The organism is Lachnoclostridium sp. An169, assembly GCF_002160525.1.
In the GTDB taxonomy this organism is placed as follows: domain Bacteria; phylum Bacillota; class Clostridia; order Lachnospirales; family Lachnospiraceae; genus Mediterraneibacter; species Mediterraneibacter cottocaccae.
Genome location: NZ_NFKT01000039.1, coordinates 20580 through 38918, shown reverse-complemented (window position 1 = coordinate 38918; position 18339 = coordinate 20580). Strand labels below are relative to the sequence as shown.

Genomic DNA, 18339 nt, shown 5'->3' with positions numbered 1-18339 from the left:
CACTTTACGCTTCTGCTTCTGGTAATTCCGGCTGCCTTTCTGGCAGTGGGACAGCTTTCTTTGTTCCCTGGCCAGCCTTTTCTGTGCCTGACGGTAGTATCCCGGATTCCCACATTTCTCTCCTGTGGAGAGGACTGCCATCCCGCAGGGATCTCCCTGTGTTGCCGGATCTTGACCTTCCCGACCTTTGGCAGGCGCAGCCTTCCCTCTGATATCCAGCTATTCCCATTCACTACATTGGTGGTGTAACTCTTGCGGCTGCCGTGTTTGGACTTGAACTTCGGAAATCCCGTCCCCGGTTCCCGGAAGAACTTCCGGTATGCACATTCCAGATGAAGCTGCTCATTCGCAAGCGCAAGGGAATCGACCTCTTTCAGCCAGGGAGATTCTTTTTTATATGCCGCAGGGGTGATCTTTCTCATTTGTTTTGTTTCCTCATACGCCTGTTTCTTATCTGCCAGCATATGGTTATAGACAAACCTGCAGCAGCCAAAGGTTTTATTGATCAGAATCTCCTGCTCCCCGGTCGGATAGATCCGAAACTTATGTGCTCTGTTCATCCTTCTCCCCCCTGACTCTCTATGTACGCCCTGATCACTTCAACCGGCGCTCTTATACGCATTTATAAATTTACTGTTCTCCGATTTCGGCTGTGCACGGAACATAACATGGACATGATCCTGATCATGATTCCATTCTTCTAAGGCAATCCCGTACTTTGGTGAAATATACTCAAAGATATCCTTTGCACGATCAAAAATTTGGTCACCCATCACTTTCCGGCGATACTTTACGACCATTATGAGATGATAATAAAGAAGAAAAACTGAATGTGCATTATGATCCATATTTCTCAATATAATCAGATCCTTTCGTATTTCGACTGATCATATTATATTACATCCTTGAAGGAAGAACAAGTGTTCTTTTACAAGTGAGAAAAAGTCAAAATATTCAGATAATAATGACAATTCATCCCTCCACCTGCAGAGGTTGGGGGAATTCTTGCTTAACATTAGTTAAACGGTGTAAAAAGTTTCTCATATCCCATTTTGATCTGTCCTCCTTCTGTATGTTTATAATGATTATACTTATAATTATACGTTTATGCATGGACAGATTCAAGAATATGAATGTTAGAATGGTGTTAAGAATGTGCCTCCACAGTATTTACATAATCTCGTATTTTGTTCCTCTTGCCATCCCCTTTTTCCTGATAATATTTTTCTCCAGCAGAGAATTCAAAACACGGAGTACCATATCTTTTCCCATCCCTGTTTTTTCTGTCAGTTCATTTCTGGTCATCACGCCCTTATCCCGTATAAGAACATAAATTATCTTTTCGTTTTCTGTAAGCGCGTCTGTTGTCATAATTACCGGGAGCATGATCTGAATCGAATTGTCAAAAATTCTGTATTCCGGTTTTTCCAGAGCTTCTGCATAAGCCTGATTGATCCTCAGAATTCCTGTTCCAAATTTTTCTATATACTTTAATCTGAAGAAAACATTTCCGATAATAGGATTTCTGAAAATTGATATCTGTCCGTTCAGGTATTCTTCTCTACTGATTCCGGCAGGAAGCCCGCCTGGGGAGCTGATTTCTATTCTGTCCGGAAACATGCTCACCTTAATCGATGCATTAACATCCCATAACCGGTGAACCAGTGCATTGGCGATTGCTTCACGGAAAGCCTTTTCCGGAACCTTCTCAATCGTCCTTCTTTCTGTTCCATCTATTTTTTCATACTGATAATATTTGCAGTACATTTCTATACTTCTGCTGAACTGGGTTAATATTGAAATTCCTTCCAATGTTTCTCTGTCCAAAATTTCATCAATATTATTGCCAAATCGGATAATATCCACACCTTTAAAGTCATTTTCATCAGCCAGAAGAGCGGCAGCATTATTATACCCATTCTTATCTGAATACAGCTCCAAAGTTTTGAGAATATCCTTATTCAGTCTGGTTATTCCCATTGTACGTACAAATTCCTCTTCCAATTTTGCGAATGTCAGTTCTTGTCTGGCAGAAACAATCTCTTCAAAAGACTTGTTCTGCCCCTCAAGGATCAACCTGCCAAGCTCTAGGCTCCTGCCTTCTTTCATCCCATCTCACCTCTGATTATAGTATAAAATCGTCGCAAACGATTTGCAACGATTTTCTCTTTCGTTGCAGAATATTTGCGACGATTTCGCTTTTCGGTGCATATCGTTTTGCGACGATTCTGCTTTTCGGTGCAAAACATCTGCATCGATTTCTCCTCTTATTTCCCGCCGATCAGCACCCTTTTTCCCTCAAAGTCAAATCCATAGCGGCGGATCCTGTTTTTCGGGAATCCTTTTTCTGTCAGTTCCGTGTCGTACTTTTTCTTTTCAATCTGCGCAAGTGCCGCCTGTACGGTTTCTTCCAGATTCTTTTCCTCTGACGGGTCGTGAACCTTAAACTCCAGTATTATGGCGTCATCATTCTCTGACAGCGGTATCAGCATCACGTCATATCTTCCATAACCACTTTCCCTGTTTGATTTTACTTCATAGCGGTCCCGCAGTTCCACCAGCATTCCGAGAACAAAACCATGGTAGAAACGTTCCGGCTGCATTTTCCCGGACGGATGATTTTCTCCGCCAAAACTGCTGATCACTGCAAGAGCGACATCATTCATATATGCATTCATTTCTTTTACATCTCCCCGGAGCAGCGCCCGGATAAATGCATTATAATCTGATGCTGAACTGCTGAACCATCCCTGGAACATTGCGGAAAACATACTCATGGTTTCCAGATTTGTGATGCTGAGGTGATACCATGGTTCGAGAAGAATTCCCCGGTATTCCACATTTTCCACTTTCAGATATCCTCCTGCAACCAGAAGGCTCCAGATGGCATTCTCATCCCGGTCCAACTGTTCAAATACAATCTGCTCGTCAAAGGTTACTGCGATCTCTTTTCCGTTCAGAAGATCTTCCATCAGCTCCTTGATGTTCGGCGGGGCTGTTTTCAGCAGGCTGCTCACCAGCTGATTGGAACTTGTCATAGCCCAGTATGCGGCGAATTTTTTCTTATCCAGGTAATTCGTAATCGACCAGGGATTATAAATATTCCTGCTGCTTCCAAAGGTAAAACCGTCATACCACCGTTTCACCTCGTCCTTTTTGTCTTCGAGACCGAAAGAATCCAACGCTTCATCCACTTCCGTTTCCGTAAAACCGAAACATTCCGTATATTGATCGGAAGTCGTTGTAATTACGTTCAGATTATTCAGGTCCGAAAAAATGGATTCTTTCGATACCCTCGTAATACCGGTCATCAGAGCTCGTTCCAGATACGGGTTTGTCTTAAATGCAGAATTAAACAGGCTGCGGATAAATGCAGTAAACGGATCCCAGTATCCGTACATGTATGCTTCCTGCAGCGGCGTGTCATACTCGTCAAGAAGGATGATCACTTTCTTTTTAAAATACCTGCTGAGATAATTTGACAGATCCATGATCGCGCACTGAGCCGTAACATCATCCATATCAGGGGTCACAGACAGGAACTGCCGGCGCTCTGTCTCCGTCAGCCCTTTCCATGAAGAGAGCTCGATATATTGCTGATACAGATCTGTTATGATCCTTTTGATCTTTTTGACCGCATCCTCACAGTTTGTCTGTTTCACATCCGCAAAACTTATAAATATAACTGGAAATGTTCCCTGGAGTCTTCGGTATTTTTCTTCTTTCCAGATGGAAAGGCTGCAGAACAACTCCTCTCTCTGTGCATACCGGTTTGAAAAAAAGCACTTCATCATATCCATATTCAAGGTTTTTCCAAAGCGGCGCGGACGGGTGATCAGCGTAATATCATCCTGCGATTCCCACCACTCTTTGATCAGACCTGACTTATCAACATAAAAGCAGTCGTTTTTAATCAGTTCTTCAAAACTTTGTCTGCCGATACTTATTACTTTTGACATAGCAGTTTCCTCCGGTACGCTTCTGATTATACTAATAGTAGTATAAAATCACCTAAGCTATTTTGCAACGTCCCTTCTTCATACCTTATCTCATCCAGCCCCACAGACTTCCTGATCAGGTCGTTTTCTTGTCTGCCTCCATCACTCTTCAAACCATGCAACCGCCCTGACAGGCGAACCGTCGCAGTTATCCAGTTTCAGCGGGAAACAGCTGAACCAGAACAGACCGTCCCCGCACAGCTCAAGATTTTTGAGGTTTTCAATATTTACAATGTCGCAGTTCTGAAACAGTTTTCTGTGCCGTGTCAGCTCCTCGTCGGTAATCGGATCAAGCCCGATCACATCAAATCCGATTCCTTTATAGTTATGAGACAGCACAAAGTCCAATACCTCATCATCAATACACGGATAATCGCCAAAGTAAGCATCGGATTCCCAAAGCTTATCCCATCCGGTATTGAACAGTAAGAAATCCGCCTCTTTCACCTTTTCTCCCTTTTTTCGGATGTATTCCATCGAAATCGGCTCCCCTTCTTTCAGATCCCGACAGTCTATAACCAGAGCTTTTCCGATAAACTGTTCCGGCGGGAAACGATCCAATGTCGTTCTCCCTGCAAAAAGATGTGCCGGCGGATCCATATGAGTCCCTGTATGTGTGTATATCTGCAGCATGGTTTCTTTGAACCCGTTTTCCTCATAACTGTTTGCCGGAATAAACTTAGGCTTATCCGTCCCGGGATAGACCGGCATCTCTTCTTTTATTGTGTGAGTCAGGTCAATTACTTTCATTTCCACTTCCCTCTCATAAGACTTAGATCTCTTTATAAACCACTTTCCCGTTCCTCTGCTCTGACTTCATCAGCGACGCCTTCTTCACCATCATATCCGCTTTCGGCATATGCACCTGATACGCTCTTTTTGCAGAGGTCTTCCGGATCAGCGTAATATGGGGAACAAATTTGTCCTTTTCAAAAGGTATTCCCTCCGCCGCCAGAGCTTCTCTCAATTCCTTCACATATGTCTTCAGCTTCTGGTTGCCTTTCACTCCCGCCCACAGAATATTTCCGAAGTTTCCGGATTCCGAGAGACTTAAACGAAACGGAGTAAGCGGCACTCTGTCTATTACAGATTTTATTCTCGCCGGATCGTCATATTCCCCGATAAAAGCAAGGGTCATATGCAGATTCTGCGCCGGAACATAATTGCCCTCCACGCCCTGTTTTTTCAGATCATGCATACAGCCGACAAGAGATTTCTTCATCTCTTCCGAAAGATCGATTGCGATAAAAAGTCTCATATTGCTTCCTCCATCTGTCCCAGATAAATTTTCAGCATAGTAACCTCCTGATCAGTTCCGCAAAAGGAATCTTTTATCCGATTATAGCATTTTATTCCCCTTTTCGGAAATATTTCTGAAAGTATCTTTCCCTGCTCCTCCTCTGCGCAAAAGAACACAGATTCTTATAAAAAAATCTCCGAAACCTTCCCGGTACCAGAGATTTTTTTTGCAGTTTCTTTTATTATTTTTTCATTTTCTGCGGTAACGCTGTCAACCTTAAACTTATTTTACTTCTGCCATCACTGTATTTCCGATTTCAGCAGCCCGATATACTGCTCCAGTATCCGGTAAAACGCATCCAGATCCTCCTCGCTACACTGTTCCACAAGATAGGCCGTTGTCTGCGTGATATCCGCCACATCATAAGCCTTGTGGACATTGGAGAGCTGATGTCCCTTCTCCGTAGTAAACAGACGCGCTGTCTTTTCATTGTTTTCCAGATATTTTTTTTCCACATAACCGGAATTGATCAGCTTTTTTATCGTCTGGGAAATGGCGCTTTTACTTTTATGCCATATTTTGGAGAGCTCTGTGGCTGTGATTCCCGGGCTGTCATCAATATATGTAAGGGTGTGTATTTCCATCATGTTGCAGTTTTCCGCCTCATATGTATGCTGGGCATAGATATAATTGTGATACAGAATTACAAATTCATAGATCATATCTGCCCTCACGTTCAGCTTTTTATACATCTTATTGATATCTGAAAAATGTTCCATTCTGTCATTCTTCTCCTGCTTAACCTGATTTATCTGACATTCTAAACTTCAGTGTTTTCAATCATATCATATATAAAATTCCGTTTCAAGATTTTCGATATTTTCGCTATTTGATTTTTATCCCGCATTTTTTGTCTTGACGGGAAAGTTCTGATCTGATATTCTTTTCGACAGACAAAGGTGTCTGATAATGCGGCGGAAAAACAGCCTGCATTTATCAGGCACCTTTTCTTATATGGCATCCCATTGTAAAAATAGTTAAGTTCAAAAACTATTTTTTATTAAATTGCGCCCGTTTTTTGTTTAAAATAACGGTTTCTCGTTTAAATTCAAAAGAGTAATTGACATATTTTACAATCCATTTTATAATATAGTTTAGTCAGAAAACAATTTATCTGATTTTCCGTAAAAATTTTATAAGAGAAAGGGTGATTGTAAGTATGGATTTTGAGAAGTATTGCCGCGAAAACTGTGTGGAAAGAAAAGGTACGGGCACATTAAAGTGGGATTCTCTCGAAGAGATTTTCGGGGATGCTGATCTTCTGCCGATGTGGGTTGCCGACATGGAAATCCGCTGTCCGCAGTCTGTGATCGATGCAATGACGAAACGTGTACAGCACGGCGTATTCGGTTACGGCAAGGTGGAAGATTCCTATTATGAGGCATTTTTTGCATGGCAGAAAAAGCATCACAACATGGACATTGCCAAAGAAAATGTGCGCTTTGCAACCGGTGTGGTCGGTTCCCTGTATGCAGCAGTAAGAGCATATACAAAGGAGGAGGAATCCGTAATTACCTGCTCCCCCGTATATTATCCGTTCTATGATGCAGTGCTGAACTCCGGCAGGAAGCTGGTCACGGTTGAACTGGATAACAACGACGGATACTACACTCTGGATTACGACAAATTTGAAAAGGAAATCGCAGAGAACGACGTAAAACTTTTTATCCTCTGTTCCCCCCACAATCCGGTATGCCGTGTATGGACGGAGGAAGAACTGGTAAAAATGTTTGATATCTGCCGCAAACATGGAGTACTGGTAGTTTCCGATGAGATTCATCAGGATTTCGTCTTCGGAGACAATAAATTCGTATCTTCTTCCAATCTGAAAGACGGCGCTTACAAGGATATGCTGATCCTGCTGAATTCCGGATCCAAGACATTCAACCTTGCCGGACTGATTCACTCCCATGTAATCATCTATGATGAGAAACTGATGGAGACCTATGACAAATATATCCAGAGCATCGGTTCCCCGGAGGCGAACGTGATGGGACTGGTCGGCATGGAAGCAGCGTACCGCGGCGGCGAAGAGTGGTTCGAGGGCGTCAAGGCTCTGATCTGCCACAACTACGACTATATGAAAGGCGAGTTTGCAAAAGCTCTCCCGAAGATTGTCGTAACACCGCTGGAGGGGACTTATCTCTCCTGGATTGATCTGAGAGCTTATATTGACGGAACAAAAGTGGAAGAATTTGTTCAGAAGAAATGCCGTCTGGCGTGTGATGTAGGCGAGTGGTTCAGCTATACCGGCCACGGATTTATCCGCATCAATCTCGCTACGGATACGAAGTATATCAGGGCAGCGGTAGAAAGCCTTATCAAAAACCTGAAAGAATTAAACGGACTGGATTAACAAAAGGATGTGAAACATGGGTAAACGGATACTTATTGTAGGCGGTGTGGCAGGAGGCGCCTCCGCAGCCGCCAGAATCAGACGTCTGGATGCAGATGCATCCATAACCATTTTTGAAAGAGGAGAACATGTATCATTCTCCAACTGCTCTCTTCCTTATTACCTGAGCAGAACAGTTGAAGATGCGGATTATCTTCTGATGATGACGCCGGAAGGATTTCGTTCTTCCTATGACATCGAAGTAAGGACGAACAGCGAAGTCCTCTCCATTGACCGGGAATCGGCAAAGATCCGTGTCAGAGACAGGATCGCCGGAAAGGAATATGAAGAATCCTACGACACGCTTGTTCTTTCCCCCGGTGCCAGCCCGATCCGCCCGAAATCCATCGAGGGGGTATCTCTGCCACACGTATTTACGGTCCGCAATGTCAACGACATTGTAAATCTGGACCGGTACGCAAGGCAGGAAGGACGGGAGAATGTAGCTGTCATCGGCGGCGGTTTCATCGGTCTGGAAGTTGCGGAGAACTTAAAAGAAGCAGGGAAGCATGTCACAGTTGTGGAAGCAGCCGATCAGGTCATGGCTCCTTTCGACTACGACATGAGCCAGATTCTTCACAAGGAGCTCCTTGACAACGGCGTGGAGTTATTCCTGGGCGACGGCGTAAAAGCGATTGCCGAAGATCACGTAACTCTCGTTTCCGGCAGGGAAATTCCCGCGGATGTGGTAGTTCTGGCGATCGGCGTGATGCCGGAGACGGCTCTTGCCAAAGACGCCGGACTGGAACTGGGCGAAACCGGAGCCATCAAAGTGTCGGCAGATTTCTGTACAAGTGATCCGCACATTTATGCGGTGGGAGACGCCATCGAGGTTTACAACAGCCTGACGCACAGGCCGGCGAAGCTTCCTCTGGCAGGACCTGCCCTTCGCCAGGCAAGAACCGCGGCGGACGCCATTTACGGCATAGGCGGAACGAACAAAGGGGTGATCGGTTCCTGCGCGGTACGGGTATTCGGCATGAATGCAGCCGCGACGGGACTGAACGAAAAGACCGCGAAAGCGAACGGAATCCCCTGTGATTCTGTCTACACCATGGCTATGGACAAAGTAGGAATCATGCCGGGAAGCGCGCCGGTACACTTCAAGCTTGTGTATGAGGTTCCCACGGGAAGAATTCTCGGCGCCCAGGCCATCGGCACGGGAAATGTGGACAAACGGATCGACGTCATTGCCACAATGATCACCATGAACGGAACTCTGGAGGACTTAAAGGAACTGGAGCTCTGCTATTCGCCGGTATTCGGAACAGCAAGAGATATTGTAAATCTTGCTGCACTGGTGGCGCTCAATGTGCTCCACGGAGTCTTTAAGCAGGTTCATGTAAGCGATGTCAGAGGACTTGTGGAAAGCGGCGCATGCATCATCGATGTGAGGACGCCGGAGGAATTCGACGAAGGCCATCTCAAAGGCGCGGTGAATATCCCTCTCGGAGAACTGCGGCATAGAACTTCGGAGATTCCGAAAGACCGTCCGGTATACCTGCACTGCAGGACAAGCCAGAGGAGCTATAACGCCATCATGGCGCTGAAGGGAAGAGGATTTGACAATATTTACAATATTTCCGGCTCCTTCCTGGGAATCAGCTACTATGAATACTTCATGGACACTGTGACCGGGCGTGAGAAGATACTCACAGAATACAACTTTATGTAGACAACTCCATAAGATCTGCCCCGGATAACTCAGATCAGCTTATCGTGAGGCGGGATTTAAAACGAAAGAGAAGGTGAGAGTATATGGATAACGTATTTTTGAAAGACTTTTTGAAAATCAGTGATTTCAGAACCATTATTTTCCTGGTTGTACTGGCAGTCCTGTTTTATCTGATTCATGTTTTATACCACAAGAAAAATATGGATTTCTCGATTGTCGTTCTGATCGGAACCGGACTCGGGCTGGTGCTCGGACTGGTGATGCAGCTCGTTGCCGGCTTCCCGGACGATCCGATGGAAGTAACGTTTGTATCAGAAACCACAACCTGGTATGCCATGTTCGGAAGCGGTTACCTTAACCTGATCCGGATGATCGTAGTGCCTCTGGTTATGATCTCCATCCTGCAGGTTGTTATCAACATGCAGCAGGGAAAGACCATGGCAAGCCTGGTGAAAAAGACAATCGGAGTTACCATGGGTATGGTTGCCATCGCTTCTGTAACCGGTATTGTTATCGGTATTCTGTTCGGCGTTGGAAAAGGTGCTACTATCGTTGAGGACGGAACCGCTACAGCAAAGGAGATCACTCCGGTAGCTACCACCATCCAGAACCTGATCCCGAACAATATTGTCAGCGCAATGGTGGACAGCAACATTATCGGACTGGTTATTTTCTCCGCTTTCCTCGGTCTGGCAGTATGGTGGGTAAAACACGATCCGGAGACCGAAGGATTTGCAAAACCGTTATATGACCTGATCAACGCAGCGCACAAGGCAATGATCAATATGGCGCTTCTGATTCTCGACTATATGCCGTGGGCAGTTATGGCTCTTCTTGCCAACACGATCGCGCAGAGAGGCCTTTCCTCTATCATCGAGGTCGGAAAGTTCATCATCGCCCTCTATGTTGCGGTTATCGTACAGTTTATCATCCAGCTGATCCTGCTCGTGGTAAACGGACTGAATCCGGCAGCTTACTTAAAGAAGAGCTTTGCTACCATGCTGATGGCATTTACATCCCGTTCCAGCGTCGGATGTCTTCCGATGACAATCGAGACACTGACAAAGAAACTCGGTGTAGACCAGGGTACAGCAAGCTTTGTGGCCGGTTTCGGTACAACAGCCGGCATGCAGGGATGTGCGGGAGTCTTCCCGGCTCTGCTGATTATCTATGTATGTAACATCACAGGAACACCGATCGACATCACAATGATCGTCATGACGATCTTCGTCGTAACCATCGGTTCCCTGGGAATCGCAGGTATCCCGGGCACAGCTACAATGGCTGCATCCGTCAGCCTCTCCGGTGTCGGCATGGGCGCACAGTTCTCGAACATCAGCCCGATTCTTGCCATCGACCCGATTATTGATATGGCAAGAACAATGTTAAATGTAACCGGCTCCCTGACAAACGCACTTGTTGTAGACAAGATGATGGGAAGCCTGGATATGAAAGTTTACAATGACATGAACGCCGGCCAGGTAGAAAAGAAAGATTAAACAGACAATACGCTGCTATTATCAGCAAGAGCATCACAGTTCCGGCGGACTGTGGTGCTCAATTTTTCGGCGGCCATATCTGCCGCACTGCAGAAACGGGAGCATTTCCCGGAAGAGAAAACAAAAATGAATGGTGAGAGACATGACCGAACTTGAATTTAAGAAAGTAGAATTAGAACACAAAGACCTGATTTCCGGATATTTTCACAAATACTGCAGCAGAAGCTGTGAGAGATCTTTTGTAAATGTCTATCTCTGGTCCAGATACTATCCGGTTACTTTTGGGATCGTAGAGTCCGCTCTCGTATTCAAGAGTGAAAGTGAAGACCGGCTGGCATTTGCTTTTCCGGCAGGCGAACCGGAGCACGTGAAACGGGCCCTTGAGGTTCTGGAAAACTACAGCCATAAGCGCGGATATCCTTTCTGCCTCTACAATATTACAGAAAGCAATTTTTCCCTTCTGGAAGAATGGTATCCGGGAAGATTTCAGATTGAATATGATGAAGACCAGGCTGATTATGTATATGAGACAGAAAAACTTGCCTCGCTTTCCGGGAAAAAACTCCATGCGAAACGGAATCATATCAACAAATTCAAAGCCGTATATGAAGGGCGCTGGAACTATGAGCCCATGTCCCCGGAAAATCTGGAGGACTGTTTCCAGATGGGGCTGATCTGGCGTCAGGAAAATGACTGCGAAGAGAACGACGAAAAGCTTGCCGAGATCTGTGTGACACTCAACTCCCTGCGGCTCTTTGAAGACCTGGAACTTACAGGCGGAGTCCTGCGGGTGGACGGAGAAGCCGTCGCCTTCACCATCGGCGAACCGCTCTGCGGAGATACCTTTGTCGTCCATATCGAGAAAGCCCTCTCCCGCGTGCCGGAGGCTTACGCCATGATCAACCAGCAGTTTGTCTGTCATGCATGCATGGATTACCGCTACGTGAACCGCGAGGAGGACACCGGAGCAGAAGGCCTGCGGCGTGCAAAACGCTCTTACCGGCCGGTATTCATGGTGGAGAAAGGATTTGTGACCGAGCGGGCGGAATATACCGGAGCTGATAACATATCTGATGACAAATCTGATAATGCATAAAAGAATCCCAGGCATATTATTCAGTGAAACAGGGCGGACAGTGCAGAAAAACAGGGCGTGCAGCGTGGATATTTTTTCCCGCTGCGCACCCTGTTTTTCAGATAATTCTGTGTCGTTTCAGACCTTATGCACTACTCTAGCCCAGCAGAAATTCTCCCAGATCTTCGATCGTATAGAAAATCTTGTCTGCCCCTGCTTCCTCAAACTTATCTGCCACTGCCCTGCAGCGCCATGCCTTCTCCTCCGCAGAAAGCGACTCATACTCCTTACGGGTAAGCCCCATCTCCGAACTTCCCACTACGATTCCCGCGGACCAGACGCCTGCGTTTTTCCCTTCTTTGATATCCGATACCGTATCTCCCACTTTCATCACACGGCGCACTTTCTTGATTCCCAGGGCCTCCATATTGCGGAAGATCATGTACGGGTAGGGACGACCTTTCTGGTTCGTGGAATCCGGGCTGAACCACACTTCCGGCTCATACCCTTTTTCCCTTGCCGCAGGCACCACGATGTTCATCATCCTGTCATTATACCCTGTGGTGGAACCGATCCGGATTCCGTTTCTTTTCAGAAGGTTCACCGTCTCCACTACGCCCGGTTTGGGGTCGCAGTAATCCGGAAGGATGCCGAGCAGCTTCTCCTCAAAAATCGCATACAGCGCCTGCGCCTCTTCCTCCCCCGGGTCTTTCCCGTACTTTTCCCTCCACAGCCCTCTGATCCGGTCCATTTTCAGCATGGTGCGGATATGGTCGATCTTGAGCATCCCCATGGGTTCCCTGACTTCTTCCATAGTCGGCTCGATACCGTACTGTCTGAATACTTCCACGAACGCCTGCACCGGCGCCATGCATCCGAAATCCACTGTAGTTCCCGCCCAGTCAAAAATTACCGCTTTAATTTTCATCATTGTACTCCTCCAGAAATTCTTTCATCAGTGCGCATACTTTTTCGATATCCTCCGGATAAATCTCCCCGATATTCCCGATACGGAACGTCTCCGCCTCCGTCACTTTCCCGGGATAGATCGCATAACCTCTGTCTTTTATGTAGTTATACATCTGGGAAAATGTGAAGTTACATTTCTCCGGATAGAAGAAAGTGGTAATGATCGGTCCCTGGTGCGTACTGTCAATGTACGGACGGATTCCCATCTCCCCCATCTTCTCAATCAGAAGCCGGTTGTTCTCCGTGTAACGGCGGTTTCTCGCCTCAATGCCGCCCTCTTCTTTCAGCTCTTTCATCGCCTGTGCAAAGGCAAGTACCACATGGGTCGGGGAGGTGAATCTCCACTTTCCGTCCACCTCCATAGTCTTCCACTGATCATAGAGATCAAGGGACAGGCTTCTCGCTTTTCCCGCGCTCGCTTCAAGAAGATCTCTTCTCGCAATAACAAAAGAGAAGCCGGGAACTCCCTGGATACATTTGTTGGCACTGCTGATAATAAAATCAATGCCCCAGTCCTTTACCGGGATGTCCACGCCTCCGAAGCTGCTCATGGCGTCCACAATGAATACTCTGCCTCTTTCTTTTACCACTTTTCCCACTGCCTCGATGTCATTTAAAATACCGGATGTAGTCTCGCTGTGTACCATGGAAACATGGGTAATCGCCGGATCTGCATCCAGCAGCTCTGCTATCTTCTGTGCATTTGGCACCTTATTATAATGCTCATTGTATACATGATACCGGATTCCAGCGTGATCGGCAATATCGGCCATGCGCTCGCCGTAAGCCCCGTTGGCACAGATCAGAAGTTCATCGCCGTCTCCGACCACGCTGGTGAGGACGGATTCCACGCCGAATGTTCCGCTTCCCTGCATAAGTACTGCCGTATATTCTTCCGGGGAAACATGTGCCAGTTCCAGAAGTCCTTTACGGATCTCCTGTGTGATCTGCTTGTAGTCGTCATCCCATGTGCAGTGATCAAACATCATCTGCTGCTTTACTGTGTCTGTCGTTGTCAGAGGTCCCGGTGTAAGAAGTTTGTACGTCTTCATTTTTTCTTCTCTCCTTTTCCCATTTTGCTTTTGTCATTTCATTTTTTCGTTTCAGATTTTTTTTCTCCGCATTTCTGAATTCTCCACATTTCTGATTTTCCTGTACTTATGATTTTCCGGAGCATCGTCTGCATGAGCAATTATAGGCATATTTACCGGGACCTTTCTATCAGAAATAATTAAAGCCTGTGTAAAGGAAATGTAAACTTTACACAGGCTTAACATTGTTTTATCTGTAGATTTTCTATCTTTTTTCGCGTGACCTGCCGGATTCATATGTTTTCTCCCGCACCACCTTCTCGCACTTTTTCAGCTGTCCGGCATAATATTCATAGTCCGAGGAAATCAGTCCCATATAGATCATGTCCACAATCAGGATCTGGGGCGACCTGGAAAAAATGGCATTTCCGCAGAAATGCTGTTCCTGACTGGTGCAGATCAGGATATCCGAGTATCTGCTGATCGTCGATTCCCGGAAATTCGTAATTGCCACCGTACAGGCTCCGGCATGTTTCGCCGCTTTCATGGCATTCACCGTGTCCCCGGACTCCCCGGAATAGGAGATTCCGACAGCGACATCCTGATCTGTGAGCTTTCCCGCAGCGATCCGCTGAAGATAGCAGTCTGTGAAATGGCGGCACGGAAGCCCCAGATAAAGCAGTTTTGTCAACAGATCTACCGCCGTAACCGCGGAGTTTTCCACACCGTAAATGTCGATCAGCCTGGCGCTTTTCAAGGCGCGGATCACCCTGTCAAAAGTCTTTCTGGGAAAGTTCTTCATGGTCTCCTCCAGCATCCGCTCCGTTGTCATCGTAATGTTAAAAGGGATCTCTCCCAGACCGTCCTCCCTGTTCAGATGATATCCGTACATCAGCTCGTGAGGAAGGGCCTGCTCCTCCCCTTCCCTGCTTCTCTGTCTGGCGAGCTCTGCAACCATCTGATATCTGAATTCCCTGTAGCCTCCGAATCCTGCGGTTTTCAGCATTCGCAGGACCGTGGGCTGGCTCACCCCGGCAGCATCTGCCAGACGGTCCAGGGACAGTTCCGCCGCCTGCTCAGCATGCCTCAGAATATAATCCGCCGCCCGTTTCTCCGATTTGCGCAGGTCGGCATAGCAGGATTCAATCTGATTTGTAATTTCATTTTTCATAATATAAGTTTCTGTAGAATATCTACAGATTCCTCTCCTTTTTACCTGATCTTTTTCCGGATTTATTATACCAGACAGAAGAATTTTCCGCCTCCGGGAAATATGTTAAATCTTCGTAAATTTCATCTTTTTCTCCGTCTTTTTATCCACATTTATGCTATTGCATTTCAGAGGGAAACGTTCTATATTTTATTTGAGAAAATCATATACAGAAAGGGGATTTTATCCATGTTAAATGAAAAAGTAGCTGAACTGCTCAACACACAGATCAATAAAGAATTTTACTCCGCATACCTCTATCTTGCTTTCGCAAATTATTTTTCAGATGAGGGGCTTGACGGATTTGCCAACTGGTACAACGTTCAGGCACAGGAGGAGCGCGACCACGCAATGCTGATCAGACAGTATATGCAGAACAATGACGCGCCGATTACATTCTCCGCAATCGACCAGCCGGACACCAATTTCAAGAGTCACATGGAAGTTCTGGAAAACGGACTGGAACATGAGCGCTATGTAACCGGACTGATCAACAATATCTATGCTGCTGCTTATGACGTGAAAGATTTCCGGACCATGCAGTTCCTTGACTGGTTTGTAAAAGAGCAGGGCGAGGAGGAGACCAACGCCACCGATCTCATCAAGAAGATGAATCTGTTCGGCTCCGATCCGAAGAGCCTGTATCTGCTCGATCAGGAACTTGCTGCACGTACCTATGCCGCTCCTTCCCTGGTGCTGTAAGATGAAGGTACATCTTTCTCCGGAAGAAGGGAACAAACTGTATTCCTCCGTTGACAATATGGTGAAAACTCTTTTCGGTGCCGCTGCATCCGTCCTGAGCACTGCACCGGTCCACGGAGGGGATATCAATGATGCATACCGGGTAAGTCTTTCTACCGGCGACTATATCTTTTTAAAAACCAATTCCGCTGCCAATGTAAATTTCTTTCTTACTGAAGCGGCAGGACTGCAGGCACTCCGCTCTTCCGGAAAGATCGGGGTGCCGCGCATTCTCGGGGCTGGAACAGACGCTCAGAAAGGAATTTCCTTTCTTGCACTGGAATTTATAGAGGGCGTTCCCCGTATCGCTTCCTACTGGGAGACTTTCGGACATCAGCTGGCAGAGCTCCACCGGGCGGAGTTCCTCTCTTACGAAAACCGATTCGGCTTCCACCAGGATAACTATATCGGCGCAAGCCCCCAGAAAAATCAGCCCTGTGAAAAGTGGATCGATTTCTACAGGGAATGCCGCCTTCTTCCGCAGCTTGCCATGGCAGAGAGATATCTGGATCCTTCTTTCATGAAAAAGGCGGATCATATTCTGGAGCACCTTGACTCCTATCTGCGTGAACCGGATTTTCCTTCCCTGCTCCACGGCGATCTCTGGAGCGGCAATATGCTCTGCGGTCCCGATGGGAAGGCATGGATTATTGATCCGGCTGCTTACGTGGGAGATTTTGAAGCCGACCTCGCGATGACGCAGCTGTTCGGAAGCCTTCCGGAGCGCTTCTATGACGCATACAGCGAAGTCAATCCTGTCGATTGGAAAGGATACCGGGAGCGGAAAGGACTGTATGACCTGTACCATCTGCTGAATCATCTGAATCTGTTCGGCAGGGGGTATCTCAGAAGTGTGGTTGAGATTATCGAGCGATATACCGGAGCTGCCGATTAATGCGGCAGCTCCCTTTTTAGCCCCCTTTTTATCAGGGCTTACTCTTGCATTTACCATTCCATTTACGTTATAATTTCCATGACTATGGAGGTGACTGTTTTGAAAAAAATAATAACTTTACTATGTACTCTCTTCTGCGCATTTCTCGCCAGTCCCGTCAGAGTCTGGGCGGCGGAAGGCAGCGGGGGCGGCGGAGCATCAACAGTGCCGGTATGGCTTTGCATTCCCTTCGCGGGACTGCTTCTCTGTATTGCAGTGCTGCCTCTTGTAAAAGGCGAATGGTGGGATGCCCATAAGCCTCATGTGGTGATCCTGTGGATACTGGCAATGGTGATCCCGTTTACTATCCTTTACGGGGCAGGAGAAACGGCTGAAACCGTGCTGGACTGTACGATAAACGACTATATAACCTTTATCATTCTGCTGTTCGGCCTGTTCTGCGTATCCGGCAACATCACCATGGAGGGAGACTTTGCCGGCTCTCCCCGGGTAAATGTGGGACTCCTGGCGCTTGGAACCTTTCTGGCCAGCTGCATCGGGACTACCGGAGCCAGCATGCTGATGGTCCGGCCGGTACTGAAAATGAATGTCTGGAGAAAAAGAAAAGCTCATATCATGATTTTCTTTATCTTCATGGTATCCAATATGGGCGGAATCCTGACTCCCATCGGGGATCCTCCGCTGCTCATGGGCTTTATGCGGGGCGTTCCGTTTTTCTGGAGTCTGAACCTGTTTCCGGTACTTCTGTTCAACATGGTTATTCTTCTTTTTGTCTTTTATCATGTGGACAAGCGGATGTACCGCAAAGATATTGCTGAGGGAAGAAAGCCGGATATCAGCAGACCGGGAACCCAGTTCCGCATCGACGGACTGCACAATCTCATCTTTCTTCTGATGATTGTTATGGCCGTTATTTTAAGCGGTGTACTGCCGGGCATGAAAGCGTTCCAGGACAGCGCAGGAAACGTTCTCGGCATACATATTTTCAGAGATGTAACCTTAAGTATTCCGTCTCTGATTGAGATTGTAATCATTCTTGTGGCGGCAGGTCTTTCCTTTAAGACCACACCCAAAGATATCCGTACCAGAAACCACTTTACCTGGGGAGCCATTCAGGAGGTGGCGGTGCTGTTTATCGGTATTTTCATCACCATGCAGCCGGCGCTGATGCTGTTAAAACAGGTTGGTCCCAATCTTGGACTGGAGCAGCCCGCTCAGTTCTTCTGGGCGACAGGAGCCTTGTCCAGCTTCCTTGATAATACGCCGACTTACCTGGTATTTCTTACCACAGCGGGGACCATCGGATTTACCAGCGGAGTCTCCACCAGCCTCGGAACGGTTCCGGTACACCTGCTGTCCGCAATTTCCTGCGGTGCCGTGTTTATGGGAGCAAACACATACATCGGAAACGCACCCAACTTCATGGTAAAATCCATTTCCGATGAAAACGGTGTCGTCATGCCGTCCTTCTTTGGATATATGCTGTGGTCGCTGGGCTTTTTAATCCCGCTGTTCCTGTTGGACACGTTAATATTCTTTTTGTAAGGAGGG

General features: G+C 46.8%; 17 protein-coding genes and 2 pseudogenes. 7 read left to right on the top strand and 12 right to left on the bottom strand.

The annotated features are described in order from the left end of the window. The 8 genes and pseudogenes from B5F07_RS23610 to B5F07_RS19425 all read right to left on the bottom strand — a co-directional run. The coding region (locus B5F07_RS23610) for a transposase (protein WP_242972602.1) at positions 1-141 on the bottom strand (141 nt) is incomplete at its 3' end. A 5-nt stretch (positions 142-146) separates the two neighbouring features. Next, positions 147-560 (bottom strand): annotated as a pseudogene (locus B5F07_RS19455) (RNA-guided endonuclease TnpB family protein); the annotation flags it as partial. Between the two features lie 45 nt (positions 561-605). Next, positions 606-848: pseudogene (tnpA, locus tag B5F07_RS19450) on the bottom strand (IS200/IS605 family transposase); the annotation flags it as partial. Between the two features lie 322 nt (positions 849-1170). Next, on the bottom strand, positions 1171-2109 hold the full coding sequence (locus B5F07_RS19445; protein ID WP_087162870.1) for an ATP-binding protein: 939 nt from the start codon (positions 2107-2109) through the stop codon (positions 1171-1173). Positions 2110-2267: 158 nt separating this feature from the next. Further along, complete coding sequence (locus tag B5F07_RS19440) at positions 2268-3959, bottom strand: AAA family ATPase (protein ID WP_087162869.1); 1692 nt, start codon at positions 3957-3959, stop codon at positions 2268-2270. Between the two features lie 141 nt (positions 3960-4100). Then, positions 4101-4748, bottom strand: a complete 648-nt coding sequence (locus tag B5F07_RS19435) for a cyclase family protein (RefSeq protein ID WP_087162868.1) — start codon at positions 4746-4748, stop codon at positions 4101-4103. Between the two features lie 22 nt (positions 4749-4770). Then, positions 4771-5256 (bottom strand): RNA 2',3'-cyclic phosphodiesterase, encoded by a 486-nt coding sequence (thpR, locus tag B5F07_RS19430; RefSeq protein WP_087162867.1) that lies wholly within the window; start codon positions 5254-5256, stop codon positions 4771-4773. A 281-nt stretch (positions 5257-5537) separates the two neighbouring features. Next, the gene (locus B5F07_RS19425; RefSeq protein WP_087162866.1) at positions 5538-6017 is read right to left on the bottom strand and encodes a MarR family winged helix-turn-helix transcriptional regulator; all 480 of its coding nucleotides are present in this window, start codon (positions 6015-6017) and stop codon (positions 5538-5540) included. A 440-nt stretch (positions 6018-6457) separates the two neighbouring features. On the opposite strand from B5F07_RS19425, the gene B5F07_RS19420 reads away from it, so the two are divergent. The 4 genes from B5F07_RS19420 (at position 6458) to B5F07_RS19405 (ending at position 11963) form a co-directional block, all read left to right on the top strand. Further along, positions 6458-7654, top strand: a complete 1197-nt coding sequence (locus tag B5F07_RS19420; RefSeq protein WP_087162865.1) for a MalY/PatB family protein — start codon at positions 6458-6460, stop codon at positions 7652-7654. Between the two features lie 16 nt (positions 7655-7670). Then, positions 7671-9368 carry an FAD-dependent oxidoreductase gene (locus tag B5F07_RS19415; protein WP_087162864.1) on the top strand — a complete coding sequence of 566 codons (1698 nt, stop codon included), beginning with the start codon at positions 7671-7673 and terminating at the stop codon, positions 9366-9368. An 83-nt stretch (positions 9369-9451) separates the two neighbouring features. Further along, the gene (locus B5F07_RS19410) at positions 9452-10867 is read left to right on the top strand and encodes a cation:dicarboxylate symporter family transporter (protein ID WP_087162863.1); all 1416 of its coding nucleotides are present in this window, start codon (positions 9452-9454) and stop codon (positions 10865-10867) included. Positions 10868-11009: 142 nt separating this feature from the next. Beyond that, a complete protein-coding gene (locus B5F07_RS19405; RefSeq protein ID WP_087162873.1) occupies positions 11010-11963 on the top strand; it encodes a DUF2156 domain-containing protein in 954 nt (317 codons plus the stop codon). A 136-nt stretch (positions 11964-12099) separates the two neighbouring features. Here B5F07_RS19405 and phnX read toward each other — a convergent pair whose 3' ends face one another. From phnX to B5F07_RS19385, 4 genes are read right to left on the bottom strand one after another with little or no spacing between them, the layout of a single operon-like run. Next, complete coding sequence (gene phnX / locus B5F07_RS19400) at positions 12100-12873, bottom strand: phosphonoacetaldehyde hydrolase (protein WP_087162862.1); 774 nt, start codon at positions 12871-12873, stop codon at positions 12100-12102. After that, positions 12860-13963 carry a 2-aminoethylphosphonate--pyruvate transaminase gene (locus B5F07_RS19395; protein WP_087162861.1) on the bottom strand — a complete coding sequence of 368 codons (1104 nt, stop codon included), beginning with the start codon at positions 13961-13963 and terminating at the stop codon, positions 12860-12862. Before B5F07_RS19395 ends, phnX begins: the two co-directional genes overlap by 14 nt. Positions 13964-14014: 51 nt before the next feature. Then, positions 14015-14239: a hypothetical protein gene (locus tag B5F07_RS19390; RefSeq protein WP_087162860.1), complete on the bottom strand. Its 225-nt coding sequence runs from the start codon at positions 14237-14239 to the stop codon at positions 14015-14017. Continuing rightward, positions 14208-15113 carry a MurR/RpiR family transcriptional regulator gene (locus B5F07_RS19385; RefSeq protein WP_087162859.1) on the bottom strand — a complete coding sequence of 302 codons (906 nt, stop codon included), beginning with the start codon at positions 15111-15113 and terminating at the stop codon, positions 14208-14210. Before B5F07_RS19385 ends, B5F07_RS19390 begins: the two co-directional genes overlap by 32 nt. A 228-nt stretch (positions 15114-15341) precedes the next feature. Between B5F07_RS19385 and B5F07_RS19380 the strand changes: the two genes are divergently transcribed. The 3 genes from B5F07_RS19380 to B5F07_RS19370 all read left to right on the top strand — a co-directional run bounded on the left by B5F07_RS19380 (position 15342) and on the right by B5F07_RS19370 (position 18333). Continuing rightward, positions 15342-15854 (top strand): ferritin, encoded by a 513-nt coding sequence (locus B5F07_RS19380; protein WP_087162872.1) that lies wholly within the window; start codon positions 15342-15344, stop codon positions 15852-15854. 1 nt (position 15855) lies between these two features. Beyond that, the gene (locus B5F07_RS19375) at positions 15856-16788 is read left to right on the top strand and encodes a fructosamine kinase family protein (RefSeq protein ID WP_087162858.1); all 933 of its coding nucleotides are present in this window, start codon (positions 15856-15858) and stop codon (positions 16786-16788) included. A 99-nt stretch (positions 16789-16887) separates the two neighbouring features. After that, complete coding sequence (locus B5F07_RS19370) at positions 16888-18333, top strand: sodium:proton antiporter (RefSeq protein WP_087162857.1); 1446 nt, start codon at positions 16888-16890, stop codon at positions 18331-18333. Positions 18334-18339 lie beyond the last annotated feature (6 nt).

Coding starts and splice junctions, on each gene's coding strand:
- B5F07_RS19415 (WP_087162864.1), top strand. CDS start 7,671: ATGGGTAAACGGATACTTATTGTAGGCGGTGTGGCAGGAGGCGCCTCC.
- B5F07_RS19395 (WP_087162861.1), bottom strand. CDS start 13,963: ATGAAGACGTACAAACTTCTTACACCGGGACCTCTGACAACGACAGAC.
- B5F07_RS19380 (WP_087162872.1), top strand. CDS start 15,342: ATGTTAAATGAAAAAGTAGCTGAACTGCTCAACACACAGATCAATAAA.
- B5F07_RS19410 (WP_087162863.1), top strand. CDS start 9,452: ATGGATAACGTATTTTTGAAAGACTTTTTGAAAATCAGTGATTTCAGA.
- B5F07_RS19445 (WP_087162870.1), bottom strand. CDS start 2,109: ATGAAAGAAGGCAGGAGCCTAGAGCTTGGCAGGTTGATCCTTGAGGGG.
- phnX (WP_087162862.1), bottom strand. CDS start 12,873: ATGATGAAAATTAAAGCGGTAATTTTTGACTGGGCGGGAACTACAGTG.
- B5F07_RS19425 (WP_087162866.1), bottom strand. CDS start 6,017: ATGGAACATTTTTCAGATATCAATAAGATGTATAAAAAGCTGAACGTG.
- B5F07_RS19420 (WP_087162865.1), top strand. CDS start 6,458: ATGGATTTTGAGAAGTATTGCCGCGAAAACTGTGTGGAAAGAAAAGGT.
- thpR (WP_087162867.1), bottom strand. CDS start 5,256: ATGAGACTTTTTATCGCAATCGATCTTTCGGAAGAGATGAAGAAATCT.
- B5F07_RS19440 (WP_087162869.1), bottom strand. CDS start 3,959: ATGTCAAAAGTAATAAGTATCGGCAGACAAAGTTTTGAAGAACTGATT.
- B5F07_RS19390 (WP_087162860.1), bottom strand. CDS start 14,239: ATGAATCCGGCAGGTCACGCGAAAAAAGATAGAAAATCTACAGATAAA.
- B5F07_RS19405 (WP_087162873.1), top strand. CDS start 11,010: ATGACCGAACTTGAATTTAAGAAAGTAGAATTAGAACACAAAGACCTG.
- B5F07_RS19435 (WP_087162868.1), bottom strand. CDS start 4,748: ATGAAAGTAATTGACCTGACTCACACAATAAAAGAAGAGATGCCGGTC.
- B5F07_RS19375 (WP_087162858.1), top strand. CDS start 15,856: ATGAAGGTACATCTTTCTCCGGAAGAAGGGAACAAACTGTATTCCTCC.
- B5F07_RS19385 (WP_087162859.1), bottom strand. CDS start 15,113: ATGAAAAATGAAATTACAAATCAGATTGAATCCTGCTATGCCGACCTG.